Source organism: Mesorhizobium caraganae (genome assembly GCF_016836705.1).
GTDB classification, from domain to species: Bacteria; Pseudomonadota; Alphaproteobacteria; order Rhizobiales; family Rhizobiaceae; genus Mesorhizobium; species Mesorhizobium caraganae.
This window is the reverse complement of the sequence record NZ_JAFCGY010000004.1, coordinates 145269-164098: the sequence shown is the minus strand read 5'-3', so window position 1 is coordinate 164098 and position 18830 is coordinate 145269. Positions and strand designations below refer to the sequence as shown.

Below are 18830 nucleotides of genomic sequence, written 5' to 3'. Positions count from 1 at the left end.
TTTACGCCAACCAGTCGGCGAGCTTCGCCTTGCGCACGTCCTTCAACAGGGTGATGAAACCGTCGGCCTGATGCTCCGCCGTCAGTCGGCCTTTTTCCGCGGTGGCGATCGAGGCGTCGCCGACGACGCCGTTGGGGTTGAGGTCGCTGGCGATCCAGGCGAAGGCGTGTGTGCCGGTGTGGCGCAGCAGCGCAAATTCGGTCTCGGCGCGTGCGACCTTGGAGACGAAATTGTCGGCCTTGCCCATGTCGACCAGCTCCGGGCGGAAATGCAGCATCAGCGAGGTCTCGACGTCGCCGCCATGAATGCCGTGGCGGTCTTCCAGCTCGGTGTACATGCCGGCCGGGCGGCCGAAGCGCTGCCAACTGGTCTTCACCGCCAGCATCCTTTCACGCACGCGCAGCTCGCGCGTGACGATGCCCATGATCTCTTCATTGCCGCCATGCGAATTGACGACGATCAGTTTTCTCACCCCGGCGCGGGCGATGGACAGGCCAAGTTCGGTCCAGGCATCGACCAGGGTCGTTGCAGGCAAAGTGAGCGTGCCCGGTGCATGCAGATGCTCGTTCGATTTGCCGACCGCCTGGACCGGCAGAATGCGGATGTCGAGATCGCCTGGCAGGCGGGCGATCACCGTCTCCAGCATGCCGTTCATGATCGAAGTGTCGGTTGATACGGGCAGATGCGGGCCGTGCTGTTCGATCGCCGCCACCGGCAGGACGGCAATGGTCGCCTCCGGGTCGATCGTAGCGTATTCGGTGGTCCGGTAATCGCCCCACCACACGCGTCTGTTTGCAACGGTCATGTCATGCCTCAACGGAATTCATCTGGCGTTTGCGCTGCCCCTCACCCTTACCCTCTCCCCGTGAAGAACAGGGAGAGGGGTCGCCAGCGTTTGAGCTAGACCCTTCTCCCCGTCACTATACGGGGAGAAGGTGCCGGCAGGCGGATGAGGGGCAGCGCTAACTTTGCGTGACTTTAGACTATTGGCCGGCCGATTCGTAGGTTTCTCCGACACTTCTCATCGAGCCGCGATCGCCTCGACCTCGACCTTGAATTCCGGCCGCGCGAAGCCCGACACGATCATCAGTGTCGAGGCCGGCGCCGGGCTGGCAAACAGCCGGTCGCGGACATCCATATAGGGCCGCAGATGCGCGCGGCCGGTGACGTAGGCGTTGATGCGTACAATGTCGGCAAGCCCGAGCCCGGCTTCAGCCAGAATCGCCGCTATGTTCTGGAAGCACAATTCGGCCTGGGCGCCGGCATCCTCGGGGATCTGGTCATCCGCCGTTATAGCGACCTGGCCCGAGCACAGCACCAGCCGCTTGCCCGCCGGCACTTCGACGCCGTGGCTGTAGCGGGCGAAAGGCGGCTTGATCGACTTCGGGGCGAGGAATCTGAACATGGCAATCTCCGGTTTGGCGGTAGCCTAGGGCCGGTAAGCAAGTCTCTCAAGATGTAGTGCATGTTGCCGGGGCGATTGTGGACAGGCGTCCAAAAAATAGGCACGATGCCTCCCGCACAGCATGACCCGTCCGGTCTTGGCAATGACTGCCGCGTGAAGCAGGCGGTCCGGGCGGTGGCATGTGTCTTGCTTCTTGGACCAATGGTGTCGAGCCCGGCGCGTGACGCTCCGGAGCCAACAGAGGGTGGTGTTGATGTACGGGAAACAGAAGATTTCAGCGGTCGCGCTCGCGCTGCTTGGAGCCAGCACGCTAGGGGCTGCGGCGAACGAGAAGGTCACCTTCGGCACCAACTGGCTGGCCGAGCCCGAACATGGCGGCTACTACCAGGCCGTGGCCGACGGCACCTATGCCGCCTGCGGCCTCGATGTGACGATCTCGCAGGGTGGCCCGCAGGTCAGCGGCCGGCCGCTGCTGCTCGCCGGCAAGCTCGATTTCTATATGGGCGGCAATCTGCTGTCGGCCTTCGACGCCGTGCAACAAGGCATTCCGATGCGCGTGGTGGCGGCCGATTTCCAGAAGGACCCGCAGGTCATCATGTCCCAACCGGGGCAGGGGCTGGACAAGTGGGAAGACCTGAAGAACGCCGACCAGTACATACTTGGCGACGAAGGCGCGCAGACCTTCTTCCAGTGGATGGTCACCGAGCTCGGCTTCGATGCCGCCAAGCGCGTGCCCTACACTTTCAATCCCGCGCCCTTCATCGCCAACAAGAAGTCGATCCAGCAGGGCTATGTCACCTCGGAGCCGTTCGCGGTGCAGAAAGCGGGCGGCTTCCTGCCCAACCAGTTCCTGCTCGCCGACTATGGCTGGGAGACCTATGCGACCACCGTCGAGGTCATGCAGGACACGATCGACAAGCGGCCTGAGGTGGTGCAGTGCTTCGTCGATGGCTCGGCCAAGGGCTGGTACAACTACCTCTACGGCGACAACAAAGCCGCCAACGACATGATCAAGAAGGACAATCCTGACATGACGGATGAGCAGATCGCCTTCTCGATCGAGCAGCTCAAAAAATTCGGCGTGGTCGATTCCGGCGATTCGGAAAAGCTCGGCATCGGCGCCATGACCGACGCACGCATTCAGAGTTTCTATGACAAGATGGTCAAGGCCAAGGTCGCGCAGCCCGGCATCGACATCAAGAAGGCCTATACGCTGGCCTTCATCAACAAGGGCGTTGGGCTCGAGCTGAAGAAGTAATCGTGAGACGGGAGACAATGGCGCAGGCGCCCATGACGGCATCGGGTGAAAGCCCGATGCTTTTGGCGCTGCGCCATGTCGGCAAGGTCTTTTCCAACGGCGTGACGGCGCTGAGCGATGTCGACCTGACAATCCGCGAGGGCGATTTTCTCAGCCTGCTCGGGCCGTCCGGCTGCGGCAAGTCGACGGCTTTGCGTCTGATCGCCGGCCTGTCGACGCCGACCTCTGGCGTGCTCGACTGGCGCGGCTCGATCGACCGCGCCAACATCGGCTTCGTCTTCCAGGAACCGACGCTGCTGCCTTGGGCCAATGTGTTCGACAATGTCTGGCTGCCGCTGCGGCTGAAAGGCATCTCACGCGCCAAGGCTGCACCTGCGGTGACCGAGATGCTGGCGCGGGTGCACCTGACCGGTTTCGAGAACGCCGTGCCGCGCGAACTTTCCGGCGGCATGAAGATGCGCGTTTCGATTGCGCGCGCCATGGTGACCAAGCCGCGCATCCTGTTGATGGACGAGCCGTTCGCCGCGCTCGACGAGATCACCCGCTTCAAGCTCAACAACGATCTTCTGGAGCTGTGGCAGGACGAACGCTTCACCGTCGTCTTCGTCACCCACAGCGTCTTCGAGAGCGTGTTTTTGTCCAACCGTGTCGTCGTCATGGCGGCGCGGCCGGGACGCGTCCATGCCGAGCTTGCAATCGATGCGCCCTATCCGCGCGACGAGGTGTTTCGGACCTCGCCCGACTACGCCGCGCTCTGCCGTCAGGCCTCGGATATTCTGGTCAATGCCATCAACACATCAGCCGGACCGCACCATGACGGCCATTGAGCAACCCGTGCTGACCCTCGATCCGGAGGAGGCGGGCCGCGTGCGCCAAGAGCGGCTGGAGCGGATCGGCCGGTGGGTGCTGCCGCTGGCAATCATGATCCTGGCGATCTGGTTCTGGGACCGCATCTGCGTCTGGAACGAGATCCCGAAATACATCCTGCCGCGTCCGGGCGTCGTGCTGCAGACGCTCTATGACGATGCCGGGCTGCTGTTCTCGTCGCTGCTGGTGACGCTCCGGATCACCTTCCTCAGCCTGTTGCTGGCCGTCATCGGCGGCGTCGGGCTGGCGGTGCTGTTTGCGCAATCGAAATGGGTGGAGATGTCGTTCTTCCCCTTCGCCATCGTGCTGCAGGTGACGCCGATCGTGGCGATCTTCCCGCTGATCAACATCTACGTGAACAACCAGACGGTGAAGCTGCTGCTTTGCGCCTGGATCGTCGCCTTCTTCCCGATCCTGTCCAACACCACGCTCGGCCTCAACTCGGTCGATCGCAATCTGCGCGACATGTTCAAGCTCAACGGCGCGACGCGCTGGCAGCAATTGCGCTATCTCAGGCTGCCGGCGGCGATGCCGTATTTCCTCGGCGGCTGGAAGATCGCCGGCGGCCTGTCACTGATCGGCGCCGTCGTGGCCGAGTTCGTCGCCGGCGCGCAGGGGCAGTCGTCGGGGCTCGCCTCGCGCATCATCGAGGCCGGCTACCGGCTCAACGCGCCGCGGCTGTTTGCGGCGCTGATCCTGATTTCGCTCACCGGCATCGTGATCTTCCTGGTGTTGTCGCTGGTGTCGCATCTCATCTTGCGGCGCTGGCACGAGAGCGCGCTGAAGCAGGAGCGGTGATGATGTTTTGCGCCCTGGACAAAAGTTGGCTGCCGTCGGTACCAACGTTGGCGCTGCCCCTCATTGTCCTGCCGGACATTTCTCCCCGTATAGAGACGGGGAGAAAGACGCCATCACGTATGGTTTCGCCAATCGTCAACCTCGCAAAACGAGCGCTGACGGCCGCGACAGCCCCTTCTCCCCGTCACTATACGGGGAGAAGGTGCCGGCAGGCGGATGAGGGGCAGCGGTGACCTCACAGATTTCAGATTCCGGCCAGTTTGTACTTGGCAACGTTCGTCTTCACCGGTCACTAACGCTGGGTCTTGCCGCCACCTTCGATACTGACGGCTTCGCATTGGCCGACATCACCGTCGCCAACGGCAGGATCTCAGCTATCGCTGCGCATAAGAAATCAAAAGCGCCGGCCGATGCCATCGACCTTGCCGGCCGCATCATCCTGCCGTGCTTCGTCGACTGCCACACCCATATAGACAAGGGTCATATCTGGCCGCGCAAGCCCAATCCCGACGGCACCTTCATGGGCGCACTCAACGCCACCGGCACCGACCGCGCGGCGCGCTGGAGTGCCGAGGACGTAGCGAAACGCATGGATTTCTCGCTGCGCTCGGCCTATGCGCACGGCACCAAGGCGTTGCGCACGCATCTCGACAGCGTGCCGCCGCAGGAGGAGATTTCCTGGCCGGTGTTCGAGACGATGCGGGAGACATGGCGCGGCCGCATCGAGTTGCAAGCGGCCTGCCTGCTCGGTATCGAAGGCGTGCGCGACACAAAATGGTTCGAAAAACTGGCGAAGCGCGTGGCCGCAGCCAAGGGCGTGCTGGGCGTCGTCACCTACATGGTGCCGGATCTCGAAGAGCTGCTCGACAAGGTATTTTCTGAGGCGATCAAGCATCGGCTCGATCTCGATTTCCACGCCGACGAGACCGACGATGTCGCGGCGATCTCGCTGAAGAAGATCGCCGAGGCTGCCCTCTGGAGCGGTTTTGAAGGCAACATCCTGGTAGGACATTGCTGCTCGCTGGCGCGCCAGCCGGACCTCGACGTGCTGGATACACTCGACAAGGTGGCCAAGGCCGGGCTGGCCGTGGTGTCGCTGCCAATGTGCAATCTCTATCTGCAGGACCGGCGCGCCGACCTGACCACGCCACGCTGGCGCGGGGTGACACTGCTGCACGAGATGAAGGCGAGGGGCATTCCGGTCGCTGTCGCCTCCGACAACACGCGCGACCCGTTCTATGCCTATGGCGATCTCGACATGCTGGAGGTCTACCGCATGGCGACGCGCATCCTGCATTTCGATCACCCGGTCGCTGACTGGCCGCAAGCTGTGGCGGCGACGCCGGCCAAGGTGATGCGGCTCGACGGCTTCGGCATGCTGGCTGCCGGCGGCAGCGCCGACTTCATCATCTTCAAGGGGCGGAGCTGGACGGAATTGCTGTCGCGGCCCGAATCGGATCGCATCGTCGTGCGCGACGGCAAGGCGATCGACCGGCAATTGCCCGACTATGCCGAACTCGACGAACTGATGGTGGACTAATGGATGTTTCGGCGCTCAAACGCGATCTCGACGGGATAAAACTCGACGACAATCCGGCCATCGTCCAGCAGAAGAGCCGCGACTTCTATTGGTACAGCCCGGTGCTAAAGCAGCAGCTCGACCATGTCACCGGCGACCTGATCGTGACGCCGAAGAACGAGGCTGAACTCATCCGCGTGCTTGCCGCCTGCCACCGCCACGGCGTTCCGGTGACGCCGCGCGGCAGCGGCACCGGCAATTACGGCCAGGCGATGCCGCTGTCGGGCGGTGTGGTGCTCAACCTTGCTGAGATGAAAGAGATCAAGTCGATCGCGCCGGGCCGCGTCGTGACCGGGCCAGGCGCGATCCTGGCCGACATCGACAGAGCGACGCGGGCGCATTCCGGGCAGGAGCTCAGGTTATCGCCGTCGACCTACAACACCGCGTCGATCGGCGGCTTCATCGCCGGCGGCTCGGGCGGTGTCGGCTCAATCAATTTCGGTGGCTTGCGCGATTTCGGCAATGTGCTGCGCCTGCGCGTCGTCACCATGGAGGCCGAGCCGAAGGTTCTCGAACTCACCGGCGAGGATCTGCACAAGGTCACGCACGCCTACGGTACCAATGGTGTAATCACCGAGGTCGAGATGCCGCTGACGGCAGCCTATGAGTGGATCGACGTCATCGTCGGCTTCGACGCTTTCATGCCGGCGGCCCGCTACGGCAATGCGCTGGCCTGCCAGGACGGCATCCTGACCAAGCTGATCACGCCGATCGCGGCCCCGGTGCCGCAGCTCTATTTCAAGCGGCACCAGAAGTTTTTCAGGGAAGGGCAGAGCATCTGCGTCGTGATGGTTGCAAAGCATGGGCTCGACGCTTTCCTCGCCTTCACCCGTCGCGCGGGCGGCGAAATCATCTTCAATGCGGCAACAGTGACGGACGAGGAGAAGAAAGGCCTGCCGCCGGGCTTCGAACTGGCCTGGAACCACACCACGCTGCGGGCACTGCGCGTCGATCCCGCGATCACCTACCTGCAGTCGCTCTATCCGTTTCCCAACCAGTTGGCGCTGGTCGAGAAGATGGATGCGATGTTTCCGGGCGAGGTCTTCTCGCATCTCGAATTCGTGCGGCTCGACGGCAACATCACTTGCTTCGGCTTGCCGCTGGTCAAATTCACCACAGAGGCGCGGCTTAACGAGATCATCCGGCTGCATGAGGAGAATGGCTGCCCGATCTTCAACCCGCATCGCTACACGCTGGAAGAAGGCGGCATGAAGCAGACCGACGAAATCCAGCTCGCCTTCAAGCGCGAGACCGATCCGCAAGGTCTGCTCAACCCCGGCAAAATGATCGCCTGGGAAAACCCGGATTATGACTATCGCTCGGGCCGGACTTTTTTGTTCAAGGGCCTGCAGAAGGCGGTGTGATGAGAGGTTTGCGCCCGTCCACCGGCTCCATTGGCGATTGGCGAAAGCCGCGGCGACGTCGGATCTCCCCCCTTGAGGGGGAGATGGCCGGCAGGCCAGAAAGGGTCGGTTCGGCTGGCGCGAAGCGGCCCGGCCTTTCGAAGAAAGAGAAAGTTGGCGCTTCACGCGCGGCGACCCCCTCTGTCGCCCTCGGCGACATCTCCCCCTCAAGGGGGGAGATTCTCCCATGAAAGTCCTCGTCCTCTATGCGCATCCGGTGGAGACCAGCTTCAATGCCGGCATGCACCGGACGATCGTCGAGCGGCTGACGGCGGCCGGCCACGACGTCGACGACTGCGATCTCTATGCCGAGGATTTCGATCCCAGGCTGACGCGCGCGGAGAGGCTGGACTATCACAACCAGCGCAGCCCCGCGGACCCGGCCGCACCCTATGTCGAGCGTCTGCTTAAGGCCGAGGCGCTGGTGCTGTCCTACCCCGTCTGGAATTATGGCTTTCCGGCCATCCTGAAAGGCTTTTTCGACCGCGTCTTCCTGCCCGGAGTGTCGTTCAAGCTGGTCGACGGCCAGGCGCAGCCATCGCTGCACAACATCCGTAAACTGGCGGCCGTCACCACCTATGGCGGCGGCCGGTTTCGCGCCATGCTGATGGGCGATCCGCCGCGCCGGCTGGTCAAACGGATGCTGCGGGCGACGATCAAGCCCGGTGCCTCCGTCTCCTACCTCGCGCATTATTCGATGAACCTGTCGACCGATGAGACGCGGGCGGCCTTCCTCGCCAAGGTCGCGGCCAGGATGGATGAATTCTAATGCGCGTGCTGGTGGTCTATTGCCATCCGGTGCCCGAAAGTTTTTGCGCCGCCATTCGCGACACAGCGGTCGACGTGCTGAAGGCACGGGGCTGGGATGTGCGCCTGCTCGACCTCTATGCGGAAAACTTCGACCCGGTGATGGGAAGCGATGAGCGGCGCGCCTACAATGAGCGCGCGCCGGAGGATCCGGCGCTGAAGCCGCATTTCGAGCATCTCGCCTGGGCGCAGGCGATCCTCTTCATCTATCCGACCTGGTGGTACGGGTTGCCGGCCATGCTGAAGGGCTGGCTCGACCGGGTGTGGGCGACCGATGTCGCCTTCAAGCTGCCGGCGGGCAAGGGGCGGATCACGTCGCTGATGACACATGTCACCAAGGTCGGCGTCATCACCACCTGCGGCGCGCGACCTGGTGGAGCGTCGTCGTCGGCCAGCCCGGCCGCAAGACCTTGCTGCGCGGCATGCGGGCGCTGTGCGCTACACGCTGCCGGACGTTTTTCCTGGCGCATTATTTGATGGATGCCTCGACGCCGAAAAGCCGGGCGGCGTTTCTGGGGAAGGTCCGAGGGAAGCTGGAGCGGTTTTGACGGGTTAGCGTCCTTCTCCCCGTTTACGGGGAGAAGATGCCGGCAGGCAGATGAGGGGCGGCGCGAACTCTGCAGACCTTGGTGCTGCCCCTCATCCGGCCCTTCGGGCCACCTTCTCCCCGTGAACGGGGAGAAGGACAGGGCGGCGCTACATCTTCACCCGTTCCGCCTTCGGATCATACATCGGCTTCACCGATGCTTCGGCGGTGAAACGCTCGCCGGCGATCTCGATCTCGTAGGATGAGGAAAGCACATCCGCCTCGCTCTCGCCCTTGCTTGGCACATAACCCAACCCAATCGCGCCACCAAGATGATGGCCGTAATTGCCTGAGGTGATCGGGCCGACGATCTTGCCGTCGCGCAGGATGGCCTCATTGTGGAAGAGCAGGGGCTCAGGGTCCTTCAGCCGGAACTGGACCAGCCGGCGTGACAGGCCGGCCTCCTTTTTCTCGAGCACCGCGTCGCGACCGATGAAGTCGCCTTTTGCCGTCTTCACTGCAAAGCCGAGGCCGGCCTCCAGCACATTGTCCTCGTCGGTGATGTCGTGGCCGAAATGGCGGAAGGCCTTTTCGATGCGGCAGGAATCGAGCGTATGCAGGCCGCAGAGTTTCAGGCCGACATCCGCGCCGGCCTCGTCGATCGCTTCGAAGACATGCGCCGCCTGATCGGTCGAGACATAGAGCTCCCAGCCGAGCTCGCCGACATAGGTGACGCGGTGGGCGCGGGCGAGGCCCATGCCGATCTCGATCTCCTGGAAAGTGCCGAACGGATTGTTCTCGTTGGAGAAATCGTTGGGGCTGACCTTCTGGATCAGCTTGCGCGCATCCGGACCCATCAGGCAGAGCACGCTTTCAGCTGCGGTCAAGTCGGTGATGACGACGAATTCCTCGCCGACATGCCGGCGCAGCCAGGCCAGGTCGCGCTGCAGCGTCGCGCCGGGAACGACGAGGAAATAGGCTGTCTCCGACAGGCGCGACACCGTCAGATCGCTTTCGATGCCGCCGCGCTGGTTGAGCATCTGGGTGTAGACGATCTTGCCCGGCGCCACGTCCATATCGTTGGCGCAGAGTCTTTGCAGGAAGGCGCAGGCATCGCGGCCCTCGACGCGGATCTTGCCAAATGAGGTCATGTCGAACAGACCGACCTTGTTGCGGATCGCCAGATGCTCCTCGCGCTGGTTGCCGAACCAGTTCTGACGTTTCCAGGAATAGCGGTATTCGCGTTCCTGTCCTTCGCGGGCAAACCAGTTGGCGCGCTCCCAGCCGGCGACCTCGCCGAAGACCGCGCCGCGCGCCTTCAGATGCTCATGCAGCGGCGAGCGCCTGACATTCCTGGACGTTGCCATCTGCCGGTAAGGAAAATGGTCGGCATAGAGAAGGCCGAGCGTTTCGGAGACACGCTCCTTTAGGTAGCGGCGGTTCTTCTGAAACGGCTGGGCGCGGCGGATGTCGACTTCCCAGAGGTCGAAGGGCGCTTCGCCATCGTTGATCCATTGCGCCAAAGCCATGCCGGCGCCGCCGGAGGAGACGATGCCGATCGAGTTATAGCCGGTCGCCATCCAGTAGCCCGATAGCTCCGGCGCCTCGCCGAGATAGTAGCGGTCGTCCGGGGTAAAGCTTTCGGGGCCGTTGAAGAAGGTGTGAATGCCGGCGGTGGCCAGCATCGGCATGCGGTTGACGCCCATTTCGAGGATCGGCTCGAAATGCTCCATGTCCTCGGGCAACTGGTCGAAGCAGAAATCTTCTCTGATGCCGTCCATGCCCCATGGCTTGGCCAACGGCTCGAAGGCCCCGAGCATCATCTTGCCGGCGTCTTCCTTGTAGTAGGCGCATTCGTCGGGAACGCGCAGCACCGGCAGTCGGCCGAGACCGGGGATCGGCTCGGTGACGAGGTAAAAATGCTCGCAGGCGTGCAGCGGGATGGTGACGCCGTTCTGTGCGCCGAGTTCACGCGCCCACATGCCGGCGCAGTTGACGACGATGTCGGCCTCGATGGTGCCCTGGTCCTCGCCCTGCGCCCACGACACGCCGGTGACGCGGCCGGCCTTGGTGTGGACCTTGGTGACCTTCACATTCTCGACGATGGTGGCGCCGCGCTGGCGCGCACCCTTGGCCAGCGCCATGGCGATGTTGGCGGGATCGCACTGGCCGTCGAGCGGCAGATGCACTGCGCCGACGACATCAGAAACATTGAGATGCGGATACATCTCTTTGACTTCCCTAGGTGAAATCTCGCGTACATCGACATCGAAGGCGCGGGCGAGCGAGGCCTGCCTATAGATTTCGTGCTTGCGCTCCTCGGTCAGCGCCACGGTGATCGAGCCGACCTGGCGCATGCCGGTGCCGACCTCCGTCTCGGCCTCCAGCTTGACGTAGAGGTCGGCCGAATATTTGGCCAGCCGCGTCATGTTCTGCGAGCCGCGCAGCTGGCCGATCAGGCCGGCGGCGTGCCATGTCGTGCCCGATGTCAGCTGTTTGCGTTCGAGCAGCACGATGTCGGTCCAGCCGAGCTTGGCCAGATGATAGGCGACGGAACAGCCGGAGACGCCGCCGCCGATGATCACGGCGCGGGCCTTGGTGGGTATCGTCTTGGTCATGCGGCCTCGCGGCGATAGCTGGATGCAAAACGGCGCAGGCGCTTTGCGGCTTCCTGAAGCACCGGTTCCGGCTGGCAGAGGCTGATGCGGATGTGGCCGGCGGCGGCATGGCCGAAGCTGGAGCCCGGCATGACGCCGACCTTTTCGGCATCGAGCAAAGCCCAGGCGAATTTCTCGTCGTCGGGCTCGACCGCCGAGATGTCGAGCATGACATACATGCCGCCCTCGGAGCCGTGCACGGTGACATTGTTCATGCCGCGCACCGCGTCGAGCAGAACGGTGCGGCGCGCCGCGTAGCGCTCGGCGATTTCCTTGACGCCGTAACGGTTCTCCAGCGCCTCGGCACAAGCGATCGAGATGAAGGCCGGCAGGCCGTAGGTCGTCACCAGATTGAGGTTGGTCAACAGCGTGATCATCTCAGCCGGGCCGGTCAGCCAGCCCATGCGCCAGCCGGTCATGCCATGGCTCTTGGACATGGAATTGATGACCAGCGTGCGCTCAGCCATGCCGGGCAGGCCGCGCGGCGAAATGTGTTCGCCGCCGCCCAGCGTCCAGTAGACCTCGTCCGACAAAAGCCAGAGATCATGCTCGCGGCAGATTGCTGCCAGTTCTTCCAGCCGCTCGCGCGAATAGACAGCACCGGTCGGGTTGTTCGGCGTGTTGATCAATATGGCGCGCGTGTTGGGCTTGAGCGCCGCGCGGATCCTGTCGGCGCGCGGCTGGAAACCGTCCTCGGCCGGGGTCTCGACCACGGTGAAACTGGCGCCGGCGGCGCCGAACGTGTTGGGGTAGGTAGCGTAGTAGGGCTCGACCACGATGGCATGGTCGCCCTGGTCGAGCACGGCCTGGACGGCCGCGTAAAGGGCTGCCTGGCCGCCGGGCGTGGCGATGACCTGGTCGGGGCTCGTTTCGATGCCGGTGCAGGCGGTCGAGGCCGCTGCCATCGCTCGGCGCAGGCGCGGAACGCCGGGAAGCGGGGTGTAATGGTGGTTGCTGCCGCGAACCGCCGTCACGCAGGCTTCGATGGTTTGCGAAGGCGTATCGAAATCATGGTCGCCGACCGACAGCATGATGATGTCCTGGCCGGCCTCCTTGCGGGCCCAGGCCTCGGTGTGGACCTCCCAGCCATCCTTGCCGGAAGGCACGATGCCGGAAATGCGCTTTGACGGTCTGGGCATCATTGAACTCCCGAAATCTGGTAACCGGCCTGTTCGAGCCGGTCACGCAAGGCAGCGATGTGGGCAGGGCCGACTTCGCAGCATCCGCCGACGATGGTGGCGCCGGCCTCGACCCAGCCGAGCGCCTGGTCGGCATAGGCATCAGGACCAAGGTCGTGGCGGGCATGCAGCACATCGACGGTGCCGCCATGCTTGAGCGCTTCGGTAGACGTGAAGCCGTTGGCATAGGCGCCGACCGGGCCGCCGAGATCGATCAGCTCGGGCAGTGCCGCGGCGATCGCTTCGGGCCGACAGCAATTGACCAGCCGTGCCGCGAGCTGCAGGCCGTCGAGTGCACGCGAGGCCGCGGCGATCGCTTCGCCGCTCCGCAGGCGCGGGGTGCCGTGGTCGGCCAGCGTCCATGACAGCCAGACCGGCTTGCCGCTTTCCGATGCTGCCGTGACGGCCGCGCGCGCTTCATCGGCGGAGGCCATGGTTTCGCACAGAAAGAGATCGACGCCGTCCGCCTGCTCGGCAACGATGCGGCGGTAGATGTCGAGTGTGTCCTGATAGGAAATGGTCAGTGCCGGCGCATAGCTGCCGAACAGCGGCGACAGGCAGCCGGCGATGGTTGCCTCTCCGGCTTGCTCGCAAGCTTGCCTTGCAAGCTCGATGCCGCGCTTCTGCAGCGGCTTGAACAGTTCCTCCGCGCCCTCGCGCGCCAGCCGCTCCGGCGTGGCCGAATAGGTGTTGATGGTGATGACGCGGGCGCCAGCCCGGATGAATTCGGCATGCAGGTCGCGCACCAGATCCGGTTCGTCGATCAGCACCCTGGCCGACCACAACGGCGTCGGCTCGGATTTGCTGCGGCGGACCAGTTCCTGGCCCATACCGCCATCGGTGAGGATAACAGTCTTCACGCCCGCAGCCTCTCGTTCTTCGGATCCCACAGCGGCTCGTCCTTCTGCACGACCGCCTTGAAGCGGTCGCCGAAGATTTCGATCTCGATGGCGGTATCGGGTTCAGCCAGGTCGGCGCGCAGCATGCCGAGGGCGATGGATTTGTCGATGCGATGACCCCAACCGCCCGACGTCGTCTCGCCGACGATCTTGCCGTCATGCCACAGTGTCGAAACGGAGGGCGCATCGCACTCACCGGGGTTTTCGACGACCAGCGTGACGAAGCGCTTCTTCACGCCTTGCTGCTTTTCGTTCAGCAGTGCGGCCTTGCCGCGGAAGTCCGGCTTGTCCCATTTGACGAAGCGTTCGAGCCCGCCCTGCAGGATCGTGTAGTCAGTCGAGAGGTCGCCCTTCCAGGTGCGGTAGCCTTTTTCGAGACGCAGCGAGTCCAGCGCATACATGCCGAACGGCTTCAGTCCGTGTTTTTGTCCCGCCGCCCAGACGGCATCGAAGATGGCGGCGGTGTCTTCCACCTTGGTATGAATTTCCCAGCCGAGTTCGCCGGCGAAGGACACGCGCACCAGCTTCGCCCAACGGCCGGCGATCGTGGTTTCCTGATGCGTCAGCCAGGGCAGCGAGAGATCCGCGTCGCAGACCTCGGCCAGGATCTTGCGCGCGTTGGGACCGGCGAGGATTTGCGTCGAATAGTCTTCGGTCCTGTCGGTGAGGGTGAAAGCCGCGTCCCTCGGCTTGCGCGACTTCAGCCATTCGAAATCGTGCCACTGCGCTACCGCCGCGGTGATCAGCGTCATCTGCTCTTCGCCATGGCGCACCACCGACATCTCGGTGACGATGCGGCCCTTGTCGTCAGCGAAATAGACGAGGCCGATGCGGCCGGGCTTGGGCACCAAGCCGGTGACCTGCAGCGCCAGCCATTCGGCTGCGCCAGGGCCTTCGAGGTTGAAGCGCGAGAAGCCGGGCAGGTCCAGAATGCCGGCGGCGTCGCGCACCGCCAGGCATTCTTCGCGCACGCGGTGGTGCCACGGCCCTTCGCGGCGGAAGGTCAGTGTCGCTTCTTCCGACGTGTCGTCGCTGTCCTTCGCGTACCAGGTGGCGCGCTCCCAACCATTATAGGCGTCGAACTGAGCGCCGAGCGCCTTGATGCGATCGTGGATCGGCGACAGCTTGCGGTCACGCGCCGCGGGCCAGGCATGGCGCGGGAACTGGATGGCGTATTCGTTGCCATAGATCTCCATGCCCTTGGCGACGCTATAGTCGGGCGCGGCGGCAAAGCTGGTAAAACGGCGTGGATCGCAGGACCACATGTCCCATTCGGTCTGGCCCTGCGTCACCCATTCGGCCAGCACCTTGCCGGCGCCGCCGCCTTGCGCGATGCCGAAGGTGAAGACGCAAGCCTCGAAGGCGTTGGGGACGCCGGGCATCGGACCGATCAGCGGGTTGCCGTCCGGCGCATAGGGGATCGGTCCGTTGATGACCTTGGAGAGGCCGGCAGTGCCGAGGATCGGCACGCGGGCGATGGCATCGGCCAGATAATGCTCGAGACGGTCGAGATCGTCGGGGAACAGCTGGAAGGAAAAATCCTCCGGCATCGGATCGTTGTGGGTCGCCCAGTGCGCGCGGCAATTGCGCTCATAGGGGCCGAGATTCATGCCGTTCTTTTCCTGGCGCAGATAGTAGGAGGTGTCGACATCGCGCAGCAGCGGCAGTTTCTTGCCCTGTTCCTTCGACCAGGCCATGAGTTCGGGGATTTCCTCGAACAATATATACTGATGGCTCATCACCATCATCGGCACGTCGCGGCCAAACATTTTGCCGACTTCGGCGGCACGGTAGCCGGCAGCGTTGACGACGATCTCGCAGCGGATCTCGCCTTGCGGTGTCTCGACCACCCATTCGTCATTCTCGCGGCGCACACCTGACACCGGGCAGAAGCGGATGATTTTCGCACCCATGTCGCGCGCGCCCTTGGCCAGCGCCTGCGTCAGTTGCGCCGGGTCGATGTCGCCATCGCTCGGGTCGTAGAGCGCGCCTTTGAGATCATGCGTCTCGATGAAGGGATAGCGGCGCTTGATCTCGTCGGGGCCGACAATGTCGATGTCCATGCCCTGGTAGCGGCCCATGCCCTTGGCGCGCTGGAATTCCTGCATGCGCTCCCTTGTATGGGCGAGGCGAAGCGAGCCGGTGACGTGATAGTTCATTGGATAGTCGACCGCTTCGGCGAGGCCGCGATAGAGCTCGGTCGAATAACGCTGCATGTTCATCAGCGACCATGACGACGAGAAGGTCGGCACATTGCCGGCGGCGTGCCAGGTCGAGCCCGATGTCAGCTCGTTCTTTTCGAGCAGCACGCAGTCGGTCCGGCCGGCCTTGCACAGGTGATAGAGCGAGGAGGTGCCGACGACACCACCTCCGATGATCACCACGCGTGCCGTGGTCGGCAAACCGGCCATGTTCTTCTCCCAGTTCAATTCAATATACGGGCGGGGAAACCACCCAGATAACCACGGCCGGCTCGGTGCCGGGATTGCGCCAGCGGTACGGCTTGCGCTCGAAGCGGAAGGAATCGCCTTCGACTAGACGATGCCAGACGCCCGCGATCTCGATCTCGAAAATACCCGAAGCGATATAGCCGGCTTCCTCGGTCGGCCGCAGTTGCTCGGTCTTCATCTCCGCGCCTGGCGCGAAGATCGAGCGCACCATCTCGAAACTACCGCCGAGATCGGGCGATAGAAGCTCCTCCACCAGGCCGGATTCGCTTGTGCCAAGCGTGCGCCGGCTGCCGGCGCGCACGACGACGCCGCGCTCCTTCTCGATCGGCACGTCGTGGCTGAAGAACAGGCTGAGCGGCACGCCGAACAGGTCGGCGAAGGCTCTGAGGTCGCCGAGCGAAGGGATCGACAGGCCGCGCTCGACCTGGCTGACCCAGCCGACGGAGCGGCCGAGCTTCAGCGCGATCTCGGCCAGCGTCAGCCCACGCGCCTTGCGCAGCGCACGGATATCGCTCGCCAGCAGGCGTTCGTCAGGTCCCTGCAATGTTTTGGCGATGGCTGGGGACAAAACGCTCACTTTATGAAAATTCCGGAGTGAATTTCATGAGAGCCCACGCCCGTGAAAAAATCAAGGGGATTTTCATGAGGCCACAAGATTTGCTTGCGCGATTTTGACGGTTCATGCAAAGGCTCGGCCACGAACGGCTGATGTGGGGGGCGCCGGGTCGGCGACCAAGGTTTGGAATCTGCGCAAGGTCTTCCCTGAAAGCCGTTTCGGCTTTCCGGGTATGCGCAAAGGAACGGCCCATGCTGGAAAAAAACGCCCAAATCGCGCAGGACGCGGCTGTTGTCGACGAGGCGATTCTGTCGCGCCGTTCGGTGCGCGCCTTTCTGCCCGACATGGTCGATGACGAGACGATCCGCGCCATTCTCTCCGTTGCCGCGCGCGCGCCTTCCGGCACCAACATGCAGCCCTGGCGGGTCTATGTGGTCAAGGGCGAGATCAAGCAGCAGATATCAGATGCCATCCTCAACTCCGGTATCCGCGCCGAAAAGGCCGATTGGGACGAGTATCGCTATTATCCCACCCAGTTCTTCGAACCCTATCTCACCCGTCGGCGCGCCAACGGCTTCGGGCTCTACGGGGCGCTTGGCATCGGTCGCCGCGAGGTCGACAAGATGCGCGCCCAGCACGACCGCAACTTCGTCTTCTTCGATGCGCCGGTGGGCATGATCTTCACCATCGACCGGCGGCTGAACCAGGGTTCGTGGATCGATTATGGGATGTTCCTGCAGAACATCATGGTGGCGGCGCGGGGCAGGGGGCTGCACACCTGCCCGCAGGCAGCCTTCGCGCCCTATCACCGGCAGATCCGGCCGGTGCTCAACATTCCCGACGAGGAGATCGTCGTCTGCGGCATGGCGCTCGGCCATGAGGACACGTCCAAGCCCGAAAACGACTTCCGCACCGACCGCGTGCCGCTGGAAGAGTGGGTGACGTTCAGCGAATAGGGCGGGCCTTAGCTCGCCGGTTCTATTCCACGGTCATCTGCGCGTGGTGACCACTGACATGGGCGCCGTCCTGCGGCGTCAGCTTGAGATAGGCGATCAGCGCGCATAGCGTGATGACGCCCTCGACCACGAACAGGATGCGGAAATCGTTGGTCACGGCCGGCCCGCCGCCGGCCAGGAAGGACAGCAGCGCCGCCGCCAGGCCGACGCTGATCGCCACCGCCAGCTGCCACAGAATGTAGTAGAGCGCGCTGAAGCGGGCGAGTTGGTCGGGGGCGATGTCGGAATAGGCGAGATTGCCGGTCGACGCCCACTGCGCCGAGCGCAGGACACCGAAGGCAAAGATATAGGCAAGCACGATCCAGACCGGTGTGGTGGCCTCTATCAAGGCAAAGCCGGCAACCATGGCGGCAACGATCGGCGTGTTGACGACCAGCACGCGGCGAAAGCCGAAGCGGTTGAGCAGGCGCGGCATGAAGACACGCATGATCAGCGATCCGATTGCGGCAACGAAGGTCAGCGATCCCGCCTGCACCGCGGTCATGCCGAAGCCGAGCTGGAACATCAGCGGCAGCAGGAAGACGACTGAGCTCAAACCGATCGTGTCCAGCCCGCCGCCGGTGAGGAAGGAGATGCGGAAGGTGCGGATGCGCAGGAGCTTCAGGTCAAGCAAGGGGTTGCGGGCACGCAGGCAGTAGAAGGAGGCAAGCGTCAGGATGACGATCGCCAGCGCCAGCTCGGCCGCGATCATGCTGCCGGATGCATCTTTCGCGGCAAGTGAGTCCATGCCGAAGACCAGCAGCACCATGCCGCTGCCGACCAGCAGGAAGCCTGGAAAATCAAACGGCGTGCGCACCGGTTTGGTGACCGTCGGAAACAGCGAGGCGGCAAGGATGGCTGCCGCCAGCGCGAACGGCACGTTGATGAAGAAGATCCAGCGCCAGGAGATGTAGGTGGTCAGCGCGCCGCCGACGAGCGGGCCGACCAATGGTCCGGACTGGCCGGCGAGCGAAATGTACATGTTGATCTTCAGCGTACGGCTGCGCGGGAAGGTCGACAGGATGACGACCTGGCCGAGCGTGCCCATCAAGGCACCGCCAAACCCTTGCAGGGCGCGGGCGCCGACCAGCGTCCAGATGTCGTTGGACAGCCCGCAGAGCGCCGATGACGCAGCGAACACCAGCAAGGCAAAGCAGTAGACATTGCGCAGGCCGAAGCGGTCGGCGGCCCAGCCGCCGAGCGGCATCGAGATGATCAGGCTGGCGACATAGACGGTGATCAGCAGGCCGAGCTGGCTGGGCGGGCGGCCGAGGCTTTCGCTGATGCCGGGCAGCGCGGTGACCACGACATTCTGGTCGAGGCTGGTAATGAACACGCCGCAGGCGACCGTCAGCGGCAGCAGGAGCAAGGCTCTGGCCGACACATCGGCGCGATCCGTGGCACCGGCGGATAGTTCTGCGGTCATGGGGATGTTCGAACCAAACGACGATG

At 63.7% G+C, this 18830-nt stretch carries 15 protein-coding genes and 1 pseudogene; 8 read left to right on the top strand and 8 right to left on the bottom strand.

Annotated features, from left to right (window positions below; genetic code table 11):
* Nucleotide 1 precedes the first annotated feature (1 nt).
* Together JQK88_RS12735 and JQK88_RS12730 are read right to left on the bottom strand one after the other, a co-directional pair.
* Nucleotides 2-805, bottom strand: a complete 804-nt coding sequence (locus tag JQK88_RS12735) for a creatininase family protein (RefSeq protein WP_192257591.1) — start codon at nucleotides 803-805, stop codon at nucleotides 2-4.
* Between the two features lie 216 nt (nucleotides 806-1021).
* On the bottom strand, nucleotides 1022-1405 hold the full coding sequence (locus JQK88_RS12730; protein ID WP_192257589.1) for a RidA family protein: 384 nt from the start codon (nucleotides 1403-1405) through the stop codon (nucleotides 1022-1024).
* A 253-nt stretch (nucleotides 1406-1658) separates the two neighbouring features.
* Here JQK88_RS12730 and JQK88_RS12725 point away from each other — a divergent pair, with 253 nt between their 5' ends.
* The 7 genes and pseudogenes from JQK88_RS12725 to JQK88_RS12695 all read left to right on the top strand — a co-directional run bounded on the left by JQK88_RS12725 (nucleotide 1659) and on the right by JQK88_RS12695 (nucleotide 8665).
* Nucleotides 1659-2663, top strand: coding sequence for an ABC transporter substrate-binding protein (locus JQK88_RS12725; protein ID WP_192257587.1), 1005 nt, complete (start codon nucleotides 1659-1661; stop codon nucleotides 2661-2663).
* A gap of 17 nt (nucleotides 2664-2680) precedes the next feature.
* The gene (locus JQK88_RS12720; protein WP_210328332.1) at nucleotides 2681-3490 is read left to right on the top strand and encodes an ABC transporter ATP-binding protein; all 810 of its coding nucleotides are present in this window, start codon (nucleotides 2681-2683) and stop codon (nucleotides 3488-3490) included.
* A complete protein-coding gene (locus JQK88_RS12715) occupies nucleotides 3477-4328 on the top strand; it encodes an ABC transporter permease (protein ID WP_203278470.1) in 852 nt (283 codons plus the stop codon). Before JQK88_RS12720 ends, JQK88_RS12715 begins: the two co-directional genes overlap by 14 nt.
* Nucleotides 4329-4557: 229 nt before the next feature.
* Nucleotides 4558-5868 carry a cytosine deaminase gene (locus JQK88_RS12710; RefSeq protein ID WP_312037268.1) on the top strand — a complete coding sequence of 437 codons (1311 nt, stop codon included), beginning with the start codon at nucleotides 4558-4560 and terminating at the stop codon, nucleotides 5866-5868.
* On the top strand, nucleotides 5868-7271 hold the full coding sequence (locus JQK88_RS12705) for an FAD-binding oxidoreductase (protein WP_203278469.1): 1404 nt from the start codon (nucleotides 5868-5870) through the stop codon (nucleotides 7269-7271). The genes JQK88_RS12710 and JQK88_RS12705 overlap by 1 nt, the downstream gene beginning before the upstream one ends.
* Before the next feature lie 226 nt (nucleotides 7272-7497).
* On the top strand, nucleotides 7498-8079 hold the full coding sequence (locus JQK88_RS12700; RefSeq protein ID WP_203278468.1) for an NAD(P)H-dependent oxidoreductase: 582 nt from the start codon (nucleotides 7498-7500) through the stop codon (nucleotides 8077-8079).
* Nucleotides 8079-8665: pseudogene (locus JQK88_RS12695) on the top strand (NAD(P)H-dependent oxidoreductase). The gene JQK88_RS12700 and the pseudogene JQK88_RS12695 overlap by 1 nt, the downstream one beginning before the upstream one ends.
* Nucleotides 8666-8813: 148 nt before the next feature.
* On the opposite strand, the gene JQK88_RS12690 reads toward JQK88_RS12695, so the two are convergent.
* From JQK88_RS12690 to JQK88_RS12670, 5 genes are read right to left on the bottom strand one after another with little or no spacing between them, the layout of a single operon-like run.
* Nucleotides 8814-11261 (bottom strand): GcvT family protein, encoded by a 2448-nt coding sequence (locus tag JQK88_RS12690; RefSeq protein WP_203278467.1) that lies wholly within the window; start codon nucleotides 11259-11261, stop codon nucleotides 8814-8816.
* Nucleotides 11258-12439, bottom strand: a complete 1182-nt coding sequence (locus JQK88_RS12685) for a pyridoxal phosphate-dependent aminotransferase (RefSeq protein ID WP_203278466.1) — start codon at nucleotides 12437-12439, stop codon at nucleotides 11258-11260. Before JQK88_RS12685 ends, JQK88_RS12690 begins: the two co-directional genes overlap by 4 nt.
* The gene (locus JQK88_RS12680; RefSeq protein WP_203278465.1) at nucleotides 12439-13338 is read right to left on the bottom strand and encodes a homocysteine S-methyltransferase family protein; all 900 of its coding nucleotides are present in this window, start codon (nucleotides 13336-13338) and stop codon (nucleotides 12439-12441) included. The genes JQK88_RS12685 and JQK88_RS12680 overlap by 1 nt, the downstream gene beginning before the upstream one ends.
* Nucleotides 13335-15788 (bottom strand): GcvT family protein, encoded by a 2454-nt coding sequence (locus tag JQK88_RS12675; protein ID WP_203278464.1) that lies wholly within the window; start codon nucleotides 15786-15788, stop codon nucleotides 13335-13337. Before JQK88_RS12675 ends, JQK88_RS12680 begins: the two co-directional genes overlap by 4 nt.
* A gap of 19 nt (nucleotides 15789-15807) precedes the next feature.
* Complete coding sequence (locus tag JQK88_RS12670) at nucleotides 15808-16350, bottom strand: helix-turn-helix domain-containing protein (protein ID WP_192257694.1); 543 nt, start codon at nucleotides 16348-16350, stop codon at nucleotides 15808-15810.
* Nucleotides 16351-16634: 284 nt separating this feature from the next.
* Between JQK88_RS12670 and JQK88_RS12665 the strand changes: the two genes are divergently transcribed.
* Complete coding sequence (locus tag JQK88_RS12665; RefSeq protein ID WP_192257567.1) at nucleotides 16635-17339, top strand: nitroreductase; 705 nt, start codon at nucleotides 16635-16637, stop codon at nucleotides 17337-17339.
* A 22-nt stretch (nucleotides 17340-17361) separates the two neighbouring features.
* Here JQK88_RS12665 and JQK88_RS12660 read toward each other — a convergent pair whose 3' ends face one another.
* Nucleotides 17362-18804, bottom strand: a complete 1443-nt coding sequence (locus JQK88_RS12660) for an MFS transporter (protein WP_203278463.1) — start codon at nucleotides 18802-18804, stop codon at nucleotides 17362-17364.
* Nucleotides 18805-18830 lie beyond the last annotated feature (26 nt).